22 protein-coding genes are annotated in these 20,569 nt (G+C 72.6%); 4 read left to right on the forward strand and 18 right to left on the reverse strand.

All coding sequences use genetic code 11. The features are described from left to right. Positions 1–242: 242 nt before the first annotated feature. Positions 243–488, reverse strand: a complete 246-nt coding sequence (locus ACIQOW_RS10210) for a hypothetical protein (RefSeq protein ID WP_401082184.1) — start codon at positions 486–488, stop codon at positions 243–245. After that, entirely contained in the window at positions 485–1,642 is a 1,158-nt protein-coding gene (locus ACIQOW_RS10215) for an anion permease (protein ID WP_401082187.1), read from the reverse strand. Before ACIQOW_RS10215 ends, ACIQOW_RS10210 begins: the two co-directional genes overlap by 4 nt. A 175-nt stretch (positions 1,643–1,817) precedes the next feature. Here ACIQOW_RS10215 and ACIQOW_RS10220 point away from each other — a divergent pair, with 175 nt between their 5' ends. Next, entirely contained in the window at positions 1,818–2,549 is a 732-nt protein-coding gene (locus ACIQOW_RS10220) for a hypothetical protein (protein ID WP_401082190.1), read from the forward strand. A gap of 519 nt (positions 2,550–3,068) precedes the next feature. After that, positions 3,069–3,644, forward strand: a complete 576-nt coding sequence (locus ACIQOW_RS10225; protein WP_401082193.1) for a helix-turn-helix domain-containing protein — start codon at positions 3,069–3,071, stop codon at positions 3,642–3,644. Positions 3,645–3,674: 30 nt separating this feature from the next. Here ACIQOW_RS10225 and ACIQOW_RS10230 read toward each other — a convergent pair whose 3' ends face one another. Both ACIQOW_RS10230 and ACIQOW_RS10235 read right to left on the reverse strand, forming a co-directional pair. Continuing rightward, the gene (locus ACIQOW_RS10230) at positions 3,675–4,595 is read right to left on the reverse strand and encodes a dihydrodipicolinate synthase family protein (RefSeq protein WP_401082196.1); all 921 of its coding nucleotides are present in this window, start codon (positions 4,593–4,595) and stop codon (positions 3,675–3,677) included. A gap of 1 nt (position 4,596) precedes the next feature. Further along, positions 4,597–5,397, reverse strand: coding sequence for an aldolase (locus ACIQOW_RS10235; protein WP_401082199.1), 801 nt, complete (start codon positions 5,395–5,397; stop codon positions 4,597–4,599). Positions 5,398–5,869: 472 nt separating this feature from the next. On the opposite strand from ACIQOW_RS10235, the gene ACIQOW_RS10240 reads away from it, so the two are divergent. Together ACIQOW_RS10240 and ACIQOW_RS10245 are read left to right on the forward strand one after the other, a co-directional pair. Continuing rightward, the gene (locus ACIQOW_RS10240) at positions 5,870–6,481 is read left to right on the forward strand and encodes a hypothetical protein (RefSeq protein WP_401082202.1); all 612 of its coding nucleotides are present in this window, start codon (positions 5,870–5,872) and stop codon (positions 6,479–6,481) included. 71 nt (positions 6,482–6,552) lie between these two features. Beyond that, the gene (locus tag ACIQOW_RS10245; protein WP_401082205.1) at positions 6,553–7,374 is read left to right on the forward strand and encodes a hypothetical protein; all 822 of its coding nucleotides are present in this window, start codon (positions 6,553–6,555) and stop codon (positions 7,372–7,374) included. A gap of 58 nt (positions 7,375–7,432) precedes the next feature. On the opposite strand, the gene hypE is transcribed toward ACIQOW_RS10245, so the two are convergent. The 14 genes from hypE to ACIQOW_RS10315 all read right to left on the reverse strand — a co-directional run bounded on the left by hypE (position 7,433) and on the right by ACIQOW_RS10315 (position 20,442). Next, positions 7,433–8,506, reverse strand: coding sequence for a hydrogenase expression/formation protein HypE (gene hypE, locus ACIQOW_RS10250; protein ID WP_401082871.1), 1,074 nt, complete (start codon positions 8,504–8,506; stop codon positions 7,433–7,435). Positions 8,507–8,585: 79 nt separating this feature from the next. Continuing rightward, positions 8,586–9,719: a hydrogenase formation protein HypD gene (gene hypD / locus ACIQOW_RS10255; RefSeq protein ID WP_401082208.1), complete on the reverse strand. Its 1,134-nt coding sequence runs from the start codon at positions 9,717–9,719 to the stop codon at positions 8,586–8,588. Then, entirely contained in the window at positions 9,716–10,006 is a 291-nt protein-coding gene (locus tag ACIQOW_RS10260; RefSeq protein ID WP_401082211.1) for a HypC/HybG/HupF family hydrogenase formation chaperone, read from the reverse strand. The genes hypD and ACIQOW_RS10260 overlap by 4 nt, the downstream gene beginning before the upstream one ends. Before the next feature lie 6 nt (positions 10,007–10,012). Then, a complete protein-coding gene (gene hypF / locus ACIQOW_RS10265) occupies positions 10,013–12,325 on the reverse strand; it encodes a carbamoyltransferase HypF (protein ID WP_401082214.1) in 2,313 nt (770 codons plus the stop codon). Then, the gene (gene hypB / locus ACIQOW_RS10270; RefSeq protein ID WP_401082217.1) at positions 12,322–13,149 is read right to left on the reverse strand and encodes a hydrogenase nickel incorporation protein HypB; all 828 of its coding nucleotides are present in this window, start codon (positions 13,147–13,149) and stop codon (positions 12,322–12,324) included. Before hypB ends, hypF begins: the two co-directional genes overlap by 4 nt. Before the next feature lie 5 nt (positions 13,150–13,154). Next, on the reverse strand, positions 13,155–13,526 hold the full coding sequence (locus ACIQOW_RS10275) for a hydrogenase maturation nickel metallochaperone HypA (protein WP_401082220.1): 372 nt from the start codon (positions 13,524–13,526) through the stop codon (positions 13,155–13,157). A gap of 168 nt (positions 13,527–13,694) precedes the next feature. Next, a complete protein-coding gene (locus ACIQOW_RS10280) occupies positions 13,695–13,799 on the reverse strand; it encodes a DUF6893 family small protein (protein ID WP_380354177.1) in 105 nt (34 codons plus the stop codon). Next, positions 13,793–14,302 (reverse strand): hydrogenase maturation protease, encoded by a 510-nt coding sequence (locus tag ACIQOW_RS10285; protein WP_401082224.1) that lies wholly within the window; start codon positions 14,300–14,302, stop codon positions 13,793–13,795. The genes ACIQOW_RS10280 and ACIQOW_RS10285 overlap by 7 nt, the downstream gene beginning before the upstream one ends. Further along, positions 14,299–15,735, reverse strand: coding sequence for a hypothetical protein (locus ACIQOW_RS10290; RefSeq protein WP_401082227.1), 1,437 nt, complete (start codon positions 15,733–15,735; stop codon positions 14,299–14,301). The genes ACIQOW_RS10285 and ACIQOW_RS10290 overlap by 4 nt, the downstream gene beginning before the upstream one ends. Continuing rightward, positions 15,732–16,376, reverse strand: coding sequence for a DUF6084 family protein (locus ACIQOW_RS10295; protein ID WP_401082230.1), 645 nt, complete (start codon positions 16,374–16,376; stop codon positions 15,732–15,734). The genes ACIQOW_RS10290 and ACIQOW_RS10295 overlap by 4 nt, the downstream gene beginning before the upstream one ends. Next, the gene (locus tag ACIQOW_RS10300; RefSeq protein ID WP_401082233.1) at positions 16,373–17,020 is read right to left on the reverse strand and encodes a DUF5947 family protein; all 648 of its coding nucleotides are present in this window, start codon (positions 17,018–17,020) and stop codon (positions 16,373–16,375) included. Before ACIQOW_RS10300 ends, ACIQOW_RS10295 begins: the two co-directional genes overlap by 4 nt. Further along, the gene (locus tag ACIQOW_RS10305; protein WP_401082236.1) at positions 17,017–17,484 is read right to left on the reverse strand and encodes a thioredoxin; all 468 of its coding nucleotides are present in this window, start codon (positions 17,482–17,484) and stop codon (positions 17,017–17,019) included. The genes ACIQOW_RS10300 and ACIQOW_RS10305 overlap by 4 nt, the downstream gene beginning before the upstream one ends. Beyond that, positions 17,481–19,268, reverse strand: a complete 1,788-nt coding sequence (locus tag ACIQOW_RS10310; RefSeq protein ID WP_401082239.1) for a nickel-dependent hydrogenase large subunit — start codon at positions 19,266–19,268, stop codon at positions 17,481–17,483. Before ACIQOW_RS10310 ends, ACIQOW_RS10305 begins: the two co-directional genes overlap by 4 nt. Positions 19,269–19,377: 109 nt before the next feature. Further along, the gene (locus tag ACIQOW_RS10315; RefSeq protein ID WP_401082242.1) at positions 19,378–20,442 is read right to left on the reverse strand and encodes a hydrogenase expression protein HypE; all 1,065 of its coding nucleotides are present in this window, start codon (positions 20,440–20,442) and stop codon (positions 19,378–19,380) included. Positions 20,443–20,569 lie beyond the last annotated feature (127 nt).

Below are 20,569 nucleotides of genomic sequence, written 5' to 3' on the forward strand. Positions count from 1 at the left end.
ACCCCCGCGGGTGCGGGGAGGACACTTCGCGACCTGCGGCGATGCGACGGCTTTGCCATTTCATTGCATGACTTGGAGCGCCGCCCCGCGGAGCCCCCAACGTAACCCGTAGAGCTGTTGAGGCGTCAAAAGCGCGCTGCGAACGATCCCACGGGCGAGCTCGGCGGGGCAAGCTGCCGAGCTGCCGCGGCCCGCCGCCACGCTGCCCGCAGGGGTGGACGGTCAAGGGCAGCGGTGTGCGCTCAGCTGTGGCGGACGATCAGGAGGATGCCCCACCCGATCGCCGCGAGGACCACCGCGAAGCACACCGCGGCCACGGCGTAACCGCCTACCCCGGCAGTGGCACGTACGCCCCCGTCCCCCTCGGCCCCGGCCGCCGGGTTGAGGGCGCGCACGGCGATGGCGAACAGCGCGGGCAGCCCGGCGCCGGCGAGGAAGCCGACCACGACGATCTTCCAGAGCGCCTCCGGGTCGATCCAGGAGTTCACGGGGCCACCTTGTCGCTGGGGGGCGGCACCGGGACGACCGAGCCGGTCCACGCCGCGTTGACGTTCTCCGGGGTGACGGCCGGGTAGCGGGACGCGATGAAGAAGGCGACCGAGGCCAGCACCAGGACGGTGAAGACACTCACCACGCCGACGGTGCCGCCGATCCCCCGGGCGGTCCAGTAGGCCAGCGCGCCGACCAGTGCCGCGGCCGGGAGGGTGAGCAGCCAGGCCACCACCATGCGGCGGGCGATGTTCCACCGCACGACCGCGCCCCTCCTGCCGATCCCCGATCCGAGGATCGACCCGGTGGCGACGTGGGTGGTGGAGAGCGAGTAGCCGAAGTCGGCGGAGCAGAGGATGACCGCCGCCGAGGCCGACTCACTGGCCATCCCCTGCGGCGGTTCGATCTCCACCAGTCCCTTGCCCAGCGCCCGGATGACCCGCCAGCCGCCGATGTAGGTGCCCAGGGCGATGGCCAGGGCGCAGGAGGCGATCACCCACACCGGGGCCTTCGCCCCACCGCCCAGCCTCCCGTCGGCGATCAGGGCCAGGGTGATGACGCCCATGGTCTTCTGCGCGTCGTTGGTGCCGTGGGCCAGCGAGACCATGCAGGCCGAACCGACCTGACCGCTCCGGAAGCCGCGCGTGCGCGGGCCTTCGGCGACGCCGCGGGTGAGGCGGTAGACGAGGTACGTGCCGAGCGCCGCGACCGATCCCGCGATGACCGGTGACAGGGCGGCCGGCACGATCACCTTGGCGACGAGGCCGTGCCACTTGACGGCCGAGGTGCCGGCCGCCGCCACGGTCCCCCCGACCACGCCGCCGATCAGCGCGTGCGAGGAACTGGAGGGGATCCCGAGGTACCAGGTCGCCAGGTTCCACAGGATGCTGCCCGTCAGGCCCGCCACGACCACGGTCAGCGTCACGCTCTGGCTCTCCACCAGGCCGCTGGCGATCGTCGCGGCGACCGCGGTCGAGAGGAACGCACCCACCAGGTTCAGCACCGCCGAGACGCCGACCGCGACCCGCGGCGGAAGGGCGCCGGTGACGATCGAGGTCGCCATGGCGTTGCCGGTGTCGTGGAACCCGTTGGTGAAGTCGAAACCCAGCGCGGTGACCACCACCAGCGCCAGAACCACGTCATTGCCGGTCACGGGGTCGAACCTAACCCGCTGACCGCCGCCGATCCGCTCTCCTCACCACCCGGACGCGCCGGGAACCGGGGGCGCCATCCGATCGGCCCTACCGGAGGCCGGGGCCCCACAGGGCCGGCAGGGTGATCGGTAATTCGGTGTCGCCCATCCGTTCGAGGCTGCTAGCGTCCCGGACGTGGCAAAGCTGAACCAGATCATCGCCGTCGAAAAAGGCGTCAAGTCCAAGTCCTTCCAGGAGCTGACCCAGGCCCACCAGGACCTGCAGAAGCCCGCGCTGCTGGCCGGGATCTCCCGCACCTACCAGCCCAAGGACGAGGAGGGCGAGCAGCTGCCGCCCGAGGCGACCCGTGTGCAGCTGAAGGCCGAGGACATCCTGCGGTCCACCGCGAACACCCTCACCCGGCTGTTCGACGTGACGGCCACCAAGGACTGGGCCAACGTCGACGCCCGCGCCGACGTGGTGGTGGACGGCCAGGTGCTCCTCGCCCAGGTGCCGGTGCCGTACCTGCTCTTCCTGGAGAAGCAGCTCACCGACCTGTTCACCTTCGTGAAGAAGCTCCCGGTGCTGGACGCCGCCGAGTCCTGGAACCTCGATCCGTCCACCGACTCCTGGAAGACCGAGCCGGTGCGCACCATCCGGACCAAGAAGGTGCCGCGCAACCACGTCAAGGCCGAGGCCACCGAGAAGCACCCGGCCCAGGTCGAGGTCTACTACGAGGACATCGCGGTCGGCTACTGGACCACGGTCAAGTTCTCCGGCGCGCTGCCGGCCCGCCGGGTGAACGAGCTCGCCGAGCGGGTGGAGAAGCTCCAGCAGGCGGTCAAGTTCGCCCGTGAGGAGGCCAACGCCGTCGAGGTCACCGACCGGAGGGTGGGCGACGCCGTCTTCGGCTACCTGTTCCGGTAGCCCCATGATCGCCCGTCCGGGGAGCCGGGCGGGTGCACCGGGCGCGACAACGACCCGTACCGGGAGAACCGGGCGGGTGCGCTGCGCGGTGCGAAAAGCTGACACTGATGTTGAAGCTGACCAGGGGTCACAGTGGAGGTTCGAATCCTCCCCCCGGCACCACCGGCCGGGGTAGCCCAAACCAGGCAGAGGCAGGCCCCGTGAATCTCAGGCTCTCGCTCCAGTCTCAGCATTCGCCGCCGAACACCGGATCGACCGGGTGTGGACGAATATCGACGAATGCAGGTTCGAGTCCTGTCTGTGCCGCTCCGTGGCACGGTAGTTCAAAGGCAGAACGCGTCGATTTCAATCTGATCCACGGCCCTTAAACGTGCCGGTGTGCGCAATTGGGCGGCAAACAGGGGCCCGGGAGCTGGCTACGCTCCCGGGTCCTCTCGCGTTCCGGTACGGGGGTGGCGCGGCCGTCCGGGTGGCCGGGCCGATAATGGACCGAACGATTCCGTGGGTGAGAGGTGGCACATGGCCGGCAGGTTGCGGGTGCTGAGGAAGCAGAACCGGCTCAGCCTGGAGGCACTCGCCGAGCAGGTCGGCGTCACCAAGAGCTACCTCTCCAAGGTCGAGCGCGGCATCAGCGACCCGTCGATCTCGACGGCGCTCAAGCTGGCCCACGCCCTCAACGTCGACGTCGGCCGGCTCTTCTCGGACGAGGTGGAGCCCGAGCTCGTCACCGTCGTCCGAGCCGGCGAGCGCACCCCGATGGGCGCCGGGGCCGGCTCCGGCGCCTCGCGCTACGAGGGCATCGCGACCGGGCTCGGCGGCAAGCAGATGGTGCCGTTCATGATGTATCCGCCGACCGCGCCGACGGACTCGCCGTTCAAGTCGCACATGGGCGAGGAGTTCTTCTTCGTCCACGCGGGCACGGCGGTACTGGAGTTCCCCGAGCGGAGCGTCGAACTCGGTCCCGGGGACAGCGTGTACTTCAACTCGGCGCTCCCCCACCGCTGCCGGAGCACCGGGCCGGAGCCGGCCGAGATCCTCGTGGTCATCCACGACGACCCGGCCGGCCCCTCGGACCGGGTTCCCACCCTGCCCTGACGAACCCTGCCCTGACGTGTCGGGCCGACGTCAGCCCTTCGGCCCGGCGTCGGCGGCCAGGGCGACCCCCGCGGCGGACAGCAGCGCGGCCAGTCGCTCCGTCCGCGCCCCGTCCAGCGGCAGCAACGGGCGCCGGGGCTCGCCGACGTCCAGGCCGCACAGGGCCAGGCCCGCCTTCACCGTGGTCGGCAGACCGCCGCCGAGCAGGAACTGGAGCACCGGCAGCTGCCGGTAGAACACCTGGCGGGCCGTGTCCGGATCGCCCTCGCGAACCGCCCGGTACAGATCGAGGGTGAGGTCGGGGATGACGCAGGGCGCCGCCGTGCACCAGCCGGCCGCACCGGCCGCGAACGCCTCCAGGGCCAGCGGGTTGGACCCGTTGTAGAAGGGCAGCGCGCCGTCGGACAGCTGGGTGAGCCGGTGCATCCGCTGGATGTCGCCGCTGCTCTCCTTGACCATGGTGATGTTCTCCACCTGGTCGACCAGCCGGTGCATGAGCTCCGGGGTGAGGTCGACCCCGGCGGTGGCTGGGTTGTTGTAGACCATCAGCGGGATGCCGATCGCGTCGGCGATCTCGGTGTAGTGCCGGGTGATCTCGCGCTCGTCCAGCCTCCAGTACGAGAGCGGCAGCACCATCACCACGTCCGCCCCGGCCTGCTCGGCGAACCGGGCGCGGCGGACGGCGCTGCGGGTGGTGAGGTCGGCGATGCCGACGACCGTGGGCACCCGGCCCGCGACGGCCGACACCGACGCCTCGGCGGCGGTGTACCACTCCTGGTCGTCGAGGTAGGCGCTCTCGCCGGTGGAGCCCAGCGGGGCGATGGCGTGGCAGCCGGAGCGGACCAGCCGGTCGATCAGCTCGGTGAGCCGGGCGAGGTCGAGGGTGCCGTCGGCAGGGGAGAACGGGGTCACCGGGTAGGCGATGATCCCCTCGAGGACGGTGGTGGCCATGTCAGGAGTCCTTCCGGGTGGCGAGGGCGTCGCCGTGGCCGGCCCGAAGGGCGCGGCGGGCGTAGTACGCGAAGTTGGCCTGGCCGCGCTTGGGGGTGGAGATCCAGTCGTGCGCCTCCTGGGCGAGCAGTTCGGGGATCTCCTGGATCTTCCCGGCGGCGCCGGCCAGGAGCTGGAGCCTGGCGGCCCGTTCGAAGAGCAGGGCCAGCGTGCACGCCTCCTCGACGGTCCCGGTGGCGACCAGCTGGCCGTGGTGGGCGAGCAGGAGCGCGCGCTTGTCGCCGAGGGCGGCGGAGATGATCTCGCCCTCCTCGTTGCCGACCGGGATTCCGGGCCACTTCTCCAGGAACGCGCAGTCGTCGTACAGCGGGCACATGTCCATGTGCGACACGACCAGGGGGGTCTCCAGCATCGAGAGCGCGGAGATGTGCAGCGGGTGGGTGTGGATGATGCAGTTGACGTCCGGCCGGGCCCGGTAGACCCAGCTGTGGAACCGGTTGGCCGGGTTGGCCATCCCGTCGCCTTCCAGGACGTGGAGGTCCTCGTCGACGAGGAGCAGGTTGTCCTCGGTGATCTCGTCGAAGCCCAGGCCCAGGCGCTGGGTGTAGTAGGTGCCCGGACGCTCGGCCCTGGCGGTGATCTGGCCCGCCAGCCCGGAGTCGTGCCCGGCGTCGAACAGGATGCGGCAGGTCAGGGCCAGCTTCTGGCGCACCGTCCAGCCGTTGTCGGGGATCGCGGTCTCCATCCGCTGGTGGGCCAGGTTCACCAGGTCGGACTTGCCCGTCTCGAACGTGTCGGCCATCGCCGTCGTCCTCCTTCGGTCTTCGGTCGAACTCTCCCGCCGGGGCACTGGGCGCGGATCACCCCCGGCGGGCGCGGGCAGCGGCAAGCCGCCCGGCGCAACCGCGGAACCCCGGAAGGACACATATTCCACTTTAGGACACAACGTGTCCTCACGTCGAGAGAGGTCCAGCAGCGGGGCGCCGAGGTCGGCCGCCGGCCCCCGGCCAGAGGGTGCACGAGCGGACTACCGCACGCAGACCCCGGACAAACGGGAGGACCGTCTCCGGCTGACGAGAGGTCCGCTGGCGTCACGGTTTCTCCGGAGGAGGCCGAGCGTTCGCGCGGCGCCAGGCCCGCTGGCCGTGACCGTGACCGTGGGTGATGACGCGTCTGGGCTCATCGGGATTGCCGTACACGAAGGGGCCCGGAACGCTGGGGGCGGGGAGGGAATCCGGGGGGGGAAGCACCCGGAAGATCAGGAGTCCCCACGCATGTCCCCGAAGAGGATCGCCGCCGTCGCCGTGGGCATCGCCGGCGCCGTCGTGCTGGCGACCGTCGCCTACGCGGGCGCGCCCGTCACCCTGAACATGGCCACCGGCAGCGCCGACTGCACCGTCTCGTGGACGAAGGACGGCGTCACCTTCAAGCCCCTCACGCCCGGCAGCAGTGCCTCGGCCTTCCTTGACAAGGACGCCACCGGCACGGTCACCATCGACCTCACCGCCGTCGGCAACCCCGTCACCCTGGCGAACTCCGTCTACATCCGGACGGCGGCCAAGGGCGGCTTCAGCCTGACCGACGCCGCCGGCCACTACGTCCAGGCCACGAACCTCGAAGGCAGCCTCTCCGGCGACAGCACCTTCGTCGTCCAGACCGGCAGCGACCCGGCGGGCACCCGCATCCCCGTCTACGACATCCCCACCCGGCCCCAGATCACCCCCGACGTGCAGTCCCTGGTCCCGCCCCGGGTCGACCTGGCGCTCTCCGACATCCGGATGATCGTCCTGCCGGAGTTCGCCACCGTGATGAACCAGACCTTCGGCGACGGCACCATCCAGCCCGGCGACCAGCTCGGCACCTGCACCGCCCAGACCACGTCCTGACCGCCCGGCCGCCGGCGCGGCCACCGCCCCCCGGTAGATTCGCTCCCCCACCACCGACCGAGGGAGCGCCCGTGCCCGACCGGCCCAGCCTGCTGTACGTGACGGACCTGGCCTACCCGGCCCGGGGGCGGCGGTACGGCGACGAGGACGTCCTCCTCACCTCCCGGCTGCGGGAGTGGTTCGACCTGGCCCTGTGCCACCCGCTCGACGCCCGGGCCCTGATGGGGCGCTTCGACGCGGTCGTGGTGCGCAACAGCGGGCCGGTGCTGCACTACCGGGAGGAGTACGCCCGCTTCCGGGCCCGGGCCCTGGCCGACGGCGTGCGGGTCTACAACCCGCTGACCGGGCGGGGTGACATGGCGGGGAAGCAGTACCTGCTGGAACTCACCGAGCAGGGCCACCCGGTCATACCGACCGTCGACCGGCCGCAGGACCTCGGCCGGCTGCCCGCCGCCGACCGCTACGCCGTCAAGCCCAAGGAGGGCGCCGACAGCATCGGCCTGCGGTTCCTCACCCGCCGGGAGCTGGACGGTCTCGAATGGGGCGAGGTGCTGGTCCAGCCGCGGATCGACTTCCGCTACGAGGTCTCGTTCCACTTCGTGGACGACGCCTTCCAGTACGCCCTCCACACGCCCGACCCGGCCCTGCGCTGGGTGCTGGAGCCGTACGAGCCGAGCGCGGCCGACCTGGAGTTCGCGCGCGGCTTCGTCGGCTGGAACACGCTCGCCCACGGGATCCAGCGGGTCGACGCCTGCCGGGCGCCGGACGGGCGGCTGCTCCTGGTCGAGCTGGAGGACCTCAACCCGTACCTGTCCCTCGACCTGGTCGCCGACGAGGTCAGGGAGGGCTTCGTCGGAGCGATGTCACGGTCGCTGCGCCGCTTCCTGGGGTGACCCCGCCGACGCGCCGCCCCGGGAAGCCTCTCCCGGGGCGGCGCGAACACCGGGGGCGTCAGCAGATCCGCGGCAGCTGTTCGCCGATCGGCAGGTCGACCACCCGGGTACCGCCGAAGCCGGTGCGGGCGACGACCATCCCGGGGTGGTCGGCGACGCACTCCCCGATCACCACCGACTCCGCACCGTCCGGGTGGGCGCGCATCGCGGCGAGCACGGCGTCCGCCGAGGTGCGCGGGACGAAGGCGACCAGCCTGCCCTCGTTGGCGATGTACATCGGGTCCAGCCCCAGCACGGCGCACGCGTTGGCCACCGGCTCGGGGACGGGGACAGCGCGTTCGCTGAGCACGACGCCGACGCCGGCCGCCGTCGCGATCTCGTTGAGCGACGCCGCCAGGCCGCCCCTGGTGGGGTCGCGCAGCACGTGCAGGTCGGCGGTGGCGGCGAGCATCGCCTCGACCAGGCCGCCGAGCGGGGCGGTGTCGCTGCGCACCTCGACACCGAACTCCAGGCCCTCCCGGACGCTCATGATCGCCACCCCGTGCAGCCCGATCGGCCCGCTGACGATCACCACGTCACCGGGCACGGCGCGCTGCGGCCGGATGTCGACTCCGGCCGGGACGATCCCGAGGCCGGCGGTGTTCAGGTAGACGCCGTCGCCGTGCCCGGCCTCGACCACCTTGGTGTCGCCGGTGGCGATCTCGACCCCGGCGGTGCGGGCGGCGGCGCCGATCGCCCGGGCGACCCGGTCCACCACCGCCATCTCCACCCCCTCCTCCAGGATGAAGCCGCAGGACAGGTAAGCCGCCCTGGCCCCGCTCATGGCGAGGTCGTTGACCGTGCCGTTGACCGCGAGGTCGCCGATGCAGCCGCCGGGGAAGAACAGCGGCCGAACCACGTAGGAGTCGGTGGAGAAGGCCAGCCGGGCACCGCCCAGTTCCAGGACGGCGGAGTCGCCGAGCCCGGCGAGCACCGGGCCGCCGAAGGCCGGCGCGAAGAGGTTCTGCACCAGTTCGGCGGACAGCGCCCCGCCGCCGCCGTGGCCCATCACCACCCGGGGGTGGTCGCGCAGCGGCAGCGGGCAGCTCCACCCGGAGAAGTCGGGCTGCTCGGAGGACCGCTCGGAGGGCAGTTCGGCAGGCCGCTCGGCGGGCTTTCGGCCCGGCGCCCCGCCGGGCAGGTCGGTGAGCAGTTCGGTGACCAGGTCGATGTCAGCCAACGCGAGTCGCCTCCTGGGCCTGGACGGACGTACCCGGCACACCCAGCCGCCGGTACAGGTAGTACGCGGCGCACGCCCCCTCGCTGGAGACCATCGTGGCGCCGAGCGGTGTGCGCGGTGTGCAGAGCGTGCCGAAGGCCTCGCACTGGTGGGGCTTCAGCAGCCCCTGAAGCACCTCGCCGCTGCGGCACTCGGCGGGCTCGCGGGTGGTGATCCCGGAGACGTCGAAGCGGTGCTCGGCGTCGTGGTCCCGGTAGCGCGGCGAGAGCCGCCAGCCGCTCCGCGGGATCATGCCGATGCCCCGCCAGGAGCGGTCGGCCACTTCGAAGACGTCCTCCAGCATGGCGCGGGCCGCCGGGTTGCCCTCGGCCCGTACGGCCCGCGGGTAGGCGTTGTCGACGGTGTGCTCGCCGCGCTCCAGCTGCCGTACGGTCCGCCGGATGCCCTCCAGGATGTCCAGCGGTTCGAAGCCGGTGACGACGATCGGCACCCGGTGGCGCTCCGCCAGCGCCGGGTACTCGGCGGTGCCCATCACGCTGCACACGTGCCCGGCGGCGAGGAAGCCCTGGACCCGGCAGTCCGGGGAGTCCATGATCGCCTCGATCGCGGGAGGCACCCGGACGTGCGAGACCAGCATGCTGAAGTTGCGCAGGCCCTGCTTTCGGGCCAGGTGGACGGCCATGGCGTTCGGCGGGGCGGTGGTCTCGAAGCCGATGCCGAAGAAGACCACCTCCCGGTCCGGGTTCTCCCTGGCGATCCGCAGGGCGTCGAGCGGCGAGTACACCACCCGGACGTCGCCGCCCTCGCCGCGGACCCGGAACAGGTCCCGGTCGGTGCCCGGCACCCGCAGCATGTCCCCGAAGGAGCAGAAGATCACCTCCGGCCGGGCGGCGATCGCCAGCGCCCGGTCGATCACCTCCAGCGGGGTGACGCACACCGGGCAGCCCGGACCGTGGATCAACTCGACCTCGTGCGGCAGCAGTTGGTCGATGCCGTGCCGGATGATGCTGTGCGTCTGACCGCCGCAGACCTCCATCAGCGCCCACGGCCTGGTGACCGTCGCCCTGATGTCGGCGAGCAGCCCGGCCGCCAGCTCGGGGTTGCGGAACTCCTCCAGGTACTTCACCGTCCGGCCTCCTCGACCGCGTCGACCCCCGCGGCTTCCCACGGGTCGCCGAACTCCTCCTGCAACAGCCCGAGTTCCTCGAAGAGGGCGAGGGTGCGCCGGGCCGACTCCTCGTCCAGCCGTTGCAGCGCGAAGCCCACGTGGACGATCGCGTACTCACCCACCGCGAGGTCCGGCAGGTACTCCAGGCAGACGTCCTTGACCACGCCGCCGAAGTCCATCACCGCCATCCGGGCTCCGTCCCGTTCACCGATCTCCGTCACCCTGCCGGGCACAGCCAGACACATCCGCTCTCACTCCTCCCGGGTGGCCGACGACCTGGCGGCCACCATCAGCTGGCCGAGTGCCAGCCCTCCGTCGTTGGGCGGCACCCGGCGATGCCGCAGTACGGTGAAGCCGTCCTCCCGGAGGCCGCCCGCGCAGGCCGAGGAGAGCAGCGCGTTCGCGAAGACGCCGCCGCTGAGCGCGACCGTGCTGGTGCCGTACCGGCTCCGGGCGGCGGTGCAGATCCGTCGGACCAGGTCGGCCACCGCGCCGTGGAAGCGGGCGGCGACCAGCCCGGCGGGGGCACCCGCGGTCACGTCGGCCACCACGGCGGCGAGTACCGGCCCGGGGTCGGCGGTCCAGCCGTCCGCCCGCGTCGGCAGGCCGAACCGGTAGCCGTCCGCACGGCCGAACTCGCAGGCCGCCGCCTCCAGTTCGATCGCCGCCTGGGCCTCGTAGCCGGCCCGCTGGCAGATCCCCGCGAGCGAGGACACCGCGTCGAAGAGCCGCCCCATGCCGGAGGTCGGCACGCAGTTCAGCCCTCGCTCCAACTGGCGCCCCAGCAGCCGTAGTTCATTCTCACCACAGGCCCGGACCGGCGGCAGTCCCGACGTCCACGGCAGCCCGGCAGCGCGCAGGTGCGCCAGCGCCGTGCGGTACGGGCGTTCGACGGCCGCGTCCCCGCCCGGCAGCGGCACGTAGCCGAGGTGGGCGAGGCGGCGGAACCCGTCGTAGTCGGCCAGCAGCACCTCGCCGCCCCAGATCGTGCCGTCCTCGCCGTAGCCGGTGCCGTCGAAGGCCACGCCGAGCACCGGACGGCCGCCGTCCAGGCCGTGTTCGGCCATCACCGCGGCGATGTGGGCGTGGTGGTGCTGGACCCGGTGCACCGGCCGTCCGGCGGCGGTCCGCTCGGCGTGCCGGACCGAGCGGTAGCCGGGGTGCCGGTCGGCGACCAGCAACTCGGGCCGCACCCCGCTGACGGTGCCGAGCTGCTCCACCGCCCGGTCGAAGGCCCGCAGCGTGGCCAGGTCGTCCATGTCGCCGATGTGGCCCGACAGCCAGGCGTAGCCGCCCTTGGCCAGCGCGAAGGTGTTCTTGAGGTCACCGCCGACCGCCAGCACCGGGCGGACGGGCACCGGCAGCGGGATCGGCAGCGGCGCGTAGCCGCGCGAGCGGCGCAGCGGCAGCTGCTCGCCGTCCACCACCCGCACCACCGAGTCCTCGCACGGGACGTGGATCGGCCGGTCGTGGGTGAGCCAGCCGTCGACCAGCGGGGCGAGCCGGTCCAGCGCCTCCCGGTCGTCGGTGACGATCGGCTCGCCGGAGAGGTTGGCGCTGGTCATCACCAGCAGGTCGGGCCCGGGGGCGGCCAGCAGCAGGTGGTGCAGCGGCGTGTACGGGAGCATCACCCCGAGGTCGGGGCTGCCCGGTGCCACGGCCTCGGGGATCGGCCGGCCGGTGCGGCGCAGCAGGACGATCGGCCGGGCCTGGCCGGTGAGCAGTTCCCGTTCGACCGGGTCGACGGGCAGCAGGGCCTCGACGGTGGCGAGGTCGCGGGCCATCACGGCGAAGGGCTTGGCGCGGCGCCGCTTGCGCCGGCGCAGCAGGGCGACGGCCGTGGCGTCGCGGGCGTCGCAGGCGAGGTGGTAGCCGCCGAGGCCCTTGACGGCGAGGATCGCGCCGTCGGCGAGCAGCCGCCGGGCTTCCGAGAGGGCCTGTTCCCCGCCCGGTGCGGGGCGTCCCGGCACGGTCAGGGCGAGGGTGGGCCCGCAGGCGTGGCAGGCGACGGGCTGGGCGTGGAAGCGGCGGTCGGCGGGGTCGGCGTACTCCCGGGCGCAGTCCGGGCACATCGGGAAGCCGGCCATGGTGGTGTCGGCCCGGTCGTACGGCAGGCCGGTGACGATGGTGTGCCGAGGGCCGCAGTTGGTGCAGCTGATGAACGGGTGGCGGTGGCGGCGGTCGGCCGGGTCGGCGAGTTCGGCGAGGCAGTCGGCGCAGGTCGCGGTGTCGGGTGGGATCAGGGTGGCGCGTGGGCCGTCGGGGCGGGACGGGAGGATCCGGAAGCCGGTGGCGCCGGTGGCGGTGAGCGGGGTGTGTTCCACCGAGTCCACCTGGGCGAGCGGCGGGGCGTCGCCGGCCACCCGCCGGCAGAAGGCGTCCAGGGCGTCGCGACGGCCCTCGATCTCGGCCAGGACGCCCTCGCCGGTGTTGGTGACGGTGCCGGCCAGGCCGAGTTCGCCGGCGAGCGTGTGGACGAACGGCCGGAAGCCGACGCCCTGCACCAGACCGCGGACGGCGACCCGGCGCCGTTCGCGGTCGAGCCCGGGGTGACCGGCCGTCACGCGCGCTCCCCCACCGCGGAGTGCCCGTGGTGATGACCGTGCTCAGGCCGGTGCTCAGGCCCGTGCGCGTGGTCGTGCGCGTGGCCGTCATCGTGCTCGTGCTCGTGCTCGTCATCGTGCTCGTGCGAGTGCGGCGGCGCGGCGGCCATCACCGGCCGGTGTGGCTGCGCCCCGTCCAGCACGGCCAGCGCCCGGTCCAGCAGCACCCCGACGCCCTCGCCGGTGCGGGCGGAGGTCTTCAGCACCTCCACCCCGGGGTTCACCCGCCGGACGTTGGCCAGGAACGCCGGCTCGTCGAACTCGGCCGCCGCGGCCAGGTCCGTCTTGGTCACCAGCACCAGGTTGGCCAGCCCGAAGGCCGTCGGGTACTTGAGCGGCTTGTCCTCGCCCTCGGTGACGGAGGCCAGCACCACTCGCAGCGTCTCGCCGAGGTCGTAGGAGGCCGGGCAGACCAGGTTGCCGACGTTCTCCACGAACAGCAGCCGGCACTCCGGCGGCAGCCAGCCGTCCAGGTGCCCGGCGAGCATCCGGGCCTCCAGGTGGCAGAGCCCGTCGGTGAGCACCTGCTTGACCGGTGCGCCCGAACGGGCCAGCCGTCGTGCGTCGTTCTCGGTGGCGAGGTCGGCGGTCAGCGCGGCGACCGCCACCCCGCGCCGCCGGGCCAGCCCCAACTCGGCCTCCAGCAGGGCGGTCTTGCCGCTGCCGGGGCTGGACAGCAGGTTCACCGAGGCCGTCCCCCGCGCGGCCAGGGCCGTCCGCAGGGCGCGGGCGCTGTCGTCGTTGCGGGCGAGGACCGCCTGACGGAGGTCGACCGTGCGGCACATCGGTATCAGCCTTTCTGTTCGGCCGGGACGCCGGCTCTCTGCGACCACTCGACGTCGAGGATCTGCAACTCGCGCCCGGACAGCAGCTCGACGCCGCCGCCTCCCGAGCAGCTCGGGCAGCCGAGGTCCGGCGGCATGCCGACCGCCCACTCGACCGCGCAGGGGGTGCAGCGGGCCCGGGCCGCGACGGACTCGGTGTCCAGCGCCGCGCCCGCCACCAGGGTTCCGGTGCAGGCCAGTTCGAAGCAGAAGTCGAGGGCCTCGGGCACCACACCGGCCAACTCGCCCACCCTCAGCCGTACCCGTGCCACTCCCGGGGCGCCGTGCTCGCGCGCGGCCGCGTCCACCTGCGCGACGACGGCTTCGGCGATCGACATCTCGTGCATGGATCCCCAATCGGTGCGAGGCGCGCGGGTCGCGGAGAGCAGGGCAAGAGGGGGAAGGGCGAGGGGCAGCGGCCCCCATTACAGGGCCCGGTGGCGGCATCGGCCCGAAGCCGCGCCGCCACCGGGTACGGGGCTGCGCCGTTCGCAGCAGTCCGCGGCTCACATCCGGGAGATGTGCAGGTACCGCTTGATGTCCGGCAGGCTCTGCCAGACCAGTGCGCCGATCCCGGCCAGCAGGGCGACGCAGAACAGTTTCCTCAGCATGGTGTCGTCTCCTTCTCCGGCTGCGCGGCCTCGTCCACGACCCGCAGGACCACTCGGACCGCCTCCTCCACGGCGGCGGCGACGGGCTCGCTCAGCCCGATCCCTTCCTCCAGCGAGGCCGGCTCGCAGCCGACCACCAGTACCCGTGCGGGCGGCTCGCCGCCGGTGCCGGCGGCGAGCGTGGCGAGCAGCGCCAGCACCGCGTCCGGCCCCATCCGGTGCCCGTCCAGGACCGGCACCTCCGACGGCCGTTCGGCGGCCGGCTCGATCAGGTAGACCGTGCCGGGCGCACCGCCGCGGCAGGTGGCGTCCACCAGGACGGCGGTGTGGTGGCCGTCGAGCAGGCGGTAGGCGAGGTCCACCCCGCGCACGCCGACGTCGACCACCTCCACGCCCGCCGGCAGCGGGTGGGCGGACAGCCGCCGTACGGTCTCGACCCCGAAGCCGTCGTCGCCGAGGAAGACGTTGCCCACCCCGGCGACCAGCACCGTCCGACGCGTCACGGCCCCTCCAGCGGAACGACCACGGCACCGGCCCCAGTAACGGCACCCGCACCAGGAGCAGCCCCGGGAGCGCCCCCGTCCAGCGGCGTGACCTCGTCGGGCTGGAAGTAGCGGAAGCGCCCCTGCGCCCGCCACAGGTCGGCGCCCGGGTCGTCCTCCACCGTGACGGCCAGGTGCACCGAGCCGTCGAGGTCGTGCAGCACCGCCTCCACCACGCCGGTGCGCCCGTCCAGGAAGAGGTCCTGGGCGTCGGTGCGCCGGCGGCCCGGCCGCAGCAGCACCCGGCTGCCGGCGCCGACCTCGCGGCCGTCGACCAGCACCCGGTCCCGCTCCGGGTCGACTGCGGGGTCGTCGGCCGGGTCCCACCAGGGCTGGTCCGCGCCGGCGGCACCGGTGACCTCTCGCAGTCCGCGGATGGCGCCGTGCAGCCGCTCCAGCACCTCGGGCGGCATGGACTCGGCCAGGTCGATGACCGCGCCCGCCCTCTCGTCGGTGCCCCTGGCCTCCCGCTTCTCCTCCTCGGTCAGGGCAGCCGTGCGCAGCGCCAGGATCTCGTCGATCTCGGTGGCGTCGTACAGGGTGCCGAGGCTCTCGGGGGCGATCCGCGGGTGGTCCTCCAGGATGATCGGCGAGGAGAGCACGACCCGGCGCTCGCCGTCCGGGCCGACCAGCACCGGCCAGGTGCGCTCGTTGCGGCAGCGTTCGACGGCGGGGCGGGCCCACTCGGGCGGGTCGGTGACGGACAGGAAGCGTCCGTGCTCCAGTCCGAGCAGCAGGTGGGCGGAGACCAGCGACCGCGGCAGCGCCTGGTCGCGGGTGGCCCGCCGGAGCGGCATCCAGGCGGAGGTGTTCTCCACCTCCACGGTGAGCCGCTGCGCCCGGTACGGGCCCGGCAGTTCCTCGGCCCGCAGCCAGACCAGGCCGTCGACCTGTTCGCGCCGCCGCACCAGCCGGCCGACGACGGCGCCGTGTTCGTGCACCAGCCCGGTCTCCCCTATGCCCGGCAGCCGGAACGGCAGTTGCACCCCTTCGCCCGCCAACTCCTCGACGGGTACGACGAGTTCGATCCGCTCCTCGACGCCCTCGTCCCACTCGACGAGGTCCCGGTCGGCCAGCTCCAGCCGCTCCACGGACTCGAAGCCGACGGCGGTGGCCTTCTCCACGGTGCGCCGCTGGACCCGCAGGAAGCGCAGTTCGACCGCCAGCACGTCGCCCTCGCGCGCCTCCATCAGGCACTCGGTGCGCTGGTGGGAGTGCTCGCCGCCCTGGGCGGTGTACTCGGGCGGCACCAGGACGCCGAACTGCCAGCGCAGCCGGTTCTTGGCCGCCGAGGCGCGGTACGGGTAGAGCACGTAGCCCTCCAGCAGCACCGCGTCGGCGATCTGCCGGGCGGCGGCGAAGCCCTGCTCGATCCGCTCGGGGTAGCCGCTCACCGGGCCGTCCCCTCGATGGCCGCCGTCGTGAGCAGCTCGCGCACGGTCGCCTCCCAGGAGGGCAGGGCCCGCCGGGAGCGGTAGGCCAGCAGCTCGTCCATCACGTCGTCCGGCAGCCGCAGCCAGCCGCAGCCGGGGAAGTGCCGGTCGATCGCCTCCCGCCAGACGCGCACCGGCATCCGCACCCTGGTCTCCCGGTCCCAGGGCACCGGGCTGACCTGGAAGCCGCCGGGCCCGGCGAAGGCGGTGCCGGAGAAGAGCAGCAGCAGGGGCGCCTCGCCGCCGTCCAGTGCCCGGAAGTAGCGGGCCGAGGCCACCTCCTGGTCGTAGGTGCACGGCACCGTGAGGTCGATCTCGGTGTCGCCGGTGAAGCCGGGCACCAGCAGCGGCACGGTGGCGAACTGGATCGGGTTGAGCGTGGTCGCCCACCGCTCCCGCCCGCCGAACAGGTCGGTGAGCCGTTCGCCCTCGGTGTCGCCGTACGGCCGGCGGCCGGGTTCGATCCGCAGCTGGCACTGGAGGGCGAGGGCGTGCACCCGGGTGTCGGCCGGCGCCGTGATGCGCAGCCGGAAGACCAGGGCCGGCCCGGCCGCGTACGGGTCGGAACGCACGCCGGTGCAGGCGAAGCCGAGCGCCGTCACGCCGTCACCGCCGCGGGCAGCGGGCGGGCCAGGGCGGCCAACTTGGCGAAGAACTCGTCGAGTTCGGCCCGTGCCTCGGCGCCGCCGTCGAAGCCGTGCCAGCACCGGCGCAGCCGGCCGACCAGTTCGTAGCAGACGTCGATCGGCACCAGGAGGCAGGTGACGTGCTCCCCGGTGCGGCGCAGCAGCAGCGCCTCGACGTCCGGTTCCAGGGCGGCGGCCAGCCGGCTGCCGCCGAGGGCGCGCTGCCAGGTGTCCTCGTCCAGCTCGCTCTCGGTGGCGCCGGCCGGGCCCGGGTAGAAGGCGAGCAGCTGGTCCAGCACGGTGTTGCGGAACAGGAAGGCGGTGCCGACCGGGATGCCCAGTGCCGACCAGGCCCGCTGGTCCAACTCCCCCTCGGGGTCGGTGAGGTAGCGGTCCGGTACGGTGCGGTAGCGGCCGCCGGCCGCGCCCGGCTGCCGGAACAGCAGGCCGCAGGCGGTGCAGGCGCAGGCCAGGGCGCGTTCCTCGACGTCCACCAGGTGGCGGTGGCCGGCCGGGAGGTCGTGGCCGCAGAAGGCGCACTGCTCGGGGCGCGGCGGGGCCGGTTCGCGCAGCCGTTGCAGCAGGGCGGTGCCGTCGCGGGAGATCCGGCGGGTGTTCATCGCACCTCCGCGGCCGGCTGCGGGCGGGTGCCGATCTGGAGCAGCTGCGGGGCGCGTTCCAGCTCGACGGCCGTCACCTCGGGTGCGTGGCAGGCGAGGGCGGCCTCCACGTCCTGTTCGCCGCAGCCGCAGCCGGTGGCCGTGCGGCGCAGTCGCAGGGTGCCGGTGGCCGGGTCGAAGCCGGTCACCTCGACCCGCTCGGGCAGGTTGGCGAGGGCCCGGTCGATCCTGGCGGTGAGGTCCTCGGGGTGCAGGTCGTGCAGGAGCAGCAGTCCGGCGACGGCCGGGTCGTCCAGCATCCGGTCCAGGGCGGGCGGGGGCAGCGCCGGGACCAGCCTGGCCAGGCCCTGGCCGTAGAACTCCATGAGTTCGCGGACCAGTTGCTCGCCCGCCTGCTCGGCTCCGGTGTCGGTGAGGGCGTCCAGGGCCTGCTGGATCCGCAGGCCGGTCTGCTCGGCCGTCATGCGGTGAGTCCGCTCAGGCCGGTGGGCACGTGCATGGTCTGCACGGTGCGCCCGCCGCCGACGTACATGTGCACGCCGCAGGGCAGACAGGGGTCGAAGCTGCGTACCGCGCGCATGATGTCGATGCCCTTGAACGTCTCCGGGGGGTTCTCCTCGAAGATCGGGGTGTTCTGCACGGCGTCCTCGTACGGTCCCGGGGTGCCGTAGCTGTCGCGGACGCTGGCGTTCCACGGGGTGGGCGGGTACGGGTGGTAGTTGGCGATCTTGCCGTCGCGGATCACCATGTGGTGCGAGAGCACGCCGCGCACGGCCTCGGTGAAGCCGCAGCCGATCGACTCGTCCGGCACCTCGAAGCGCTCCCAGGTCTGGCTGCGCCCGGCGCGGACCTCGTCGAGGGCCTTCTCGGCGAAGTGCAGGGCGCAGGCGGCCGCGTAGGCCTGGAAGTAGGTGCGGGCGCGGTTGCGCTCGATGGCGTTGCTCCACTGCGGGATCTTCCACTCGAAGGTGACCTCGGGCTTGGTCATCGAGCGGGGCAGGTTGATCCGCACGCTGTGGCCGGTGGCCTTGACGTAGCCGATGTCGACCAGCCCGGACAGGGCGGTGGACCACAGGCGGGCGATCGGGCCGCCGCCGGTGTCGAGGGCGAGGTGGTCCTTGCCGTCGAACCAGCGCGGGGACATCACCCAGCTGTACTTGCCGTCGAAGTCGCGTTTCTGCGGGGCGGGGATGGTGTGCTGGTTCCACGGGTGCCGGGGGTCGACGGGGTTGCCGAGCGGGTCGTGGGTGACGAACAGGTCCTTGCCCTGCCAGTCCTCGTAGTAGGAGCTGCCGAGCAGGATGCGGATGCCGAGGTTGATCTGCGTCAGGTCGTTGGTGACGAGCTTGCCGTCCACCACGACGCCGGGGGTGACGAACATCCGCCGGCCCCAGTCGGTCATGTTGCGGTACGTGAAGTCGCAGTGGTCGGGGTCGTTGAGGCTGCCCCAGCAGCCGAGCAGGACCCGGCGCCGGCCGACCTCCTCGTAGCCGGGCAGGGCCTCGTAGAAGAAGTCGAAGAGGTCGTCGTGCAGTGGTACGACCTTCTTCATGAACTCGACGTAGCGCATCAGCCGGGTCAGGTAGTCGGTGAACAGCTGCACCGTGGCGACCGTGCCGACGCCGCCCGGGTAGAGCGTGGAGGGGTGCACGTGGCGGCCCTCCATCAGGCAGAACATCTCCCGGGTGTACCGGCTGACCTGGAGCGCCTCGCGGTAGAACTCGCCCTCGATCGGGTTGAGCGAGCGCATGATGTCGGCGATCGTCCGGTACCCGTGGTCGGCGGCGTGCGGGGCCTCGGTGCGCTCGGCCTGTTCCAGGACGCCGGGGTTGGTCTCGCGGACCATCCGCTCGCAGTAGTCGACCCCGACCAGGTTCTCCTGGAAGATGTTGTGGTCGAACATGTACTCAGCGGCCTCGCCGAGGTTGATGATCCACTCGCCGAGGTGCGGGGGCTTCACCCCGTACGCCATGTTCTGGGTGTAGACGGAACAGGTGGCGTGGTTGTCGCCGCAGATCCCGCAGATCCGGCTGGTGATGAAGTGGGCGTCGCGCGGGTCCTTGCCGCGCATGAAGACGCTGTAGCCGCGGAAGACCGAGGAGGTGCTGTAGCACTCCGCGACCCGCTTCTGCTTGAAGTCGATCTTCGTGTGGATGCCCAGACTGCCCACGATCCGGGTGATCGGGTCCCACGACATCTCGGTCAGGCCGCTGCCGTCGCCGGCCGCCCTGGTGGTCGGTGTTGCCATCGTGTCTGTCGTGTCCTTGTCTGCGAGCGGGGGTCTGTGCGAGCGGGGTCGGCGAGCGGGCCTGGGTCGGCGGCGGGCCGCGCGCCCGACGGCGCGCGGCCCCGGGGCGTCACCAGGGCGGGCGGTAGCCCGTGGTCAGGTGGCGGCCGGTGTGGCGCCACTTGGGTTCCTTGTCCAGGGTCTTCAGCGTGATCGCGCGCAGCCGGCGGATCAGCGAGCCGTACGCGCTGCTGGCGTTGGAGGAGACCCGGGAGCCGGGCGGCGGGTCCATGAAGGGCATGAACTTGTCCGGGAAGCCCGGCATGGTGCAGGCGATGCAGATGCCGCCCACGTTCGGGCAGCCGCCGATGCCGTTGGTCCAGCCGCGCTTGGTGACGTTGCACTTCACGACCGGGCCCCAGCAGCCGAGCCGCACCAGGCACTCGGGCGTACCGTAGTCGGTGGCGAACTGGCCCTGCTCGTAGTAGCCGCCGCGGTCGCAGCCCTCGTGGACGGTGGCGCCGAACAGCCAGGCGGGCCGCAGCTTGTCGTCGAGCGGGATCATCGGCGCGGAGCCGGCCAGCTGGTAGAGCAGGTAGGTGAGCGTCTCGGCGAAGTTGTCGGGCTGGATCGGGCAGCCCGGCACGCAGACGATCGGCAGCCCGGCCTTGGACTTCCAGTCCCAGCCCAGGTAGTCCGGCACGCCCATGGCGCCGGTCGGGTTGCCGGCCATCGCGTGGATGCCGCCGTACGTGGCGCAGGTGCCGATGGCCACCACGGCGGTCGCCTTGGGGGCGAGCCGGTCCAGCCACTCGCTGGTGGTGATGGGCTGGCCGGTGGCGGGGTCGTCGCCGAAGCCGCACCAGTAGCCCTCCTCCTTGATCTTCTCGTTGGGGATGGACCCCTCGACGACCAGCACGAACGGCTCGATCTCGCCGCGTTCGGCCCTGAAGAACCACTCGACGAAGTTGTCCGCGCCCTGGACCGGGCCGCACTCGAAGTCGATCAGCGGCCAGTGCACCGCGACCTTGGGCAGGCCGGGCAGGGCGCCGGTGACGATCTCCTCGATGCTCGGCTGCATCGCGGCGGTCAGCGAGACGGAGTCGCCGTCGCAGCTGAGGCCGGCGTTGATCCAGAGAATGTGCACCACGTCGGTGTCGGTCTGTTCCGCTGTGGCAGCTGTTGCAGCACCCATGAGGATGCCTCCTCGGGGATGGGAGCCGGACGTATTGGCTCGAATGCCAGTCATAGCAACGGCCGGGGCCGCGCGCCGGTCCGCGCGGCCCGGGCCGGCGCCGGAGGAGGCAAGCCGGGCGGGTCCG

The organism is Kitasatospora sp. NPDC091335 (genome assembly GCF_044757205.1).
In the GTDB taxonomy this organism is placed as follows: domain Bacteria; phylum Actinomycetota; class Actinomycetes; order Streptomycetales; family Streptomycetaceae; genus Kitasatospora.

Excerpts from the sequence above, each read along its gene's own strand:
- ACIQOW_RS10225 (WP_401082193.1), top strand. The coding sequence starts at position 3,069 with ATGGCCGGCAGGTTGCGGGTGCTGAGGAAGCAGAACCGGCTCAGCCTG.
- ACIQOW_RS10230 (WP_401082196.1), bottom strand. The coding sequence starts at position 4,595 with ATGGCCACCACCGTCCTCGAGGGGATCATCGCCTACCCGGTGACCCCG.
- ACIQOW_RS10235 (WP_401082199.1), bottom strand. The coding sequence starts at position 5,397 with ATGGCCGACACGTTCGAGACGGGCAAGTCCGACCTGGTGAACCTGGCC.
- ACIQOW_RS10240 (WP_401082202.1), top strand. The coding sequence starts at position 5,870 with ATGTCCCCGAAGAGGATCGCCGCCGTCGCCGTGGGCATCGCCGGCGCC.
- ACIQOW_RS10260 (WP_401082211.1), bottom strand. The coding sequence starts at position 10,006 with ATGTGTCTGGCTGTGCCCGGCAGGGTGACGGAGATCGGTGAACGGGAC.
- hypB (WP_401082217.1), bottom strand. The coding sequence starts at position 13,149 with ATGTGCCGCACGGTCGACCTCCGTCAGGCGGTCCTCGCCCGCAACGAC.
- ACIQOW_RS10275 (WP_401082220.1), bottom strand. The coding sequence starts at position 13,526 with ATGTCGATCGCCGAAGCCGTCGTCGCGCAGGTGGACGCGGCCGCGCGC.
- ACIQOW_RS10280 (WP_380354177.1), bottom strand. The coding sequence starts at position 13,799 with ATGCTGAGGAAACTGTTCTGCGTCGCCCTGCTGGCCGGGATCGGCGCA.
- ACIQOW_RS10300 (WP_401082233.1), bottom strand. The coding sequence starts at position 17,020 with ATGAACACCCGCCGGATCTCCCGCGACGGCACCGCCCTGCTGCAACGG.
- ACIQOW_RS10305 (WP_401082236.1), bottom strand. The coding sequence starts at position 17,484 with ATGACGGCCGAGCAGACCGGCCTGCGGATCCAGCAGGCCCTGGACGCC.
- ACIQOW_RS10310 (WP_401082239.1), bottom strand. The coding sequence starts at position 19,268 with ATGGCAACACCGACCACCAGGGCGGCCGGCGACGGCAGCGGCCTGACC.
- ACIQOW_RS10315 (WP_401082242.1), bottom strand. The coding sequence starts at position 20,442 with ATGGGTGCTGCAACAGCTGCCACAGCGGAACAGACCGACACCGACGTG.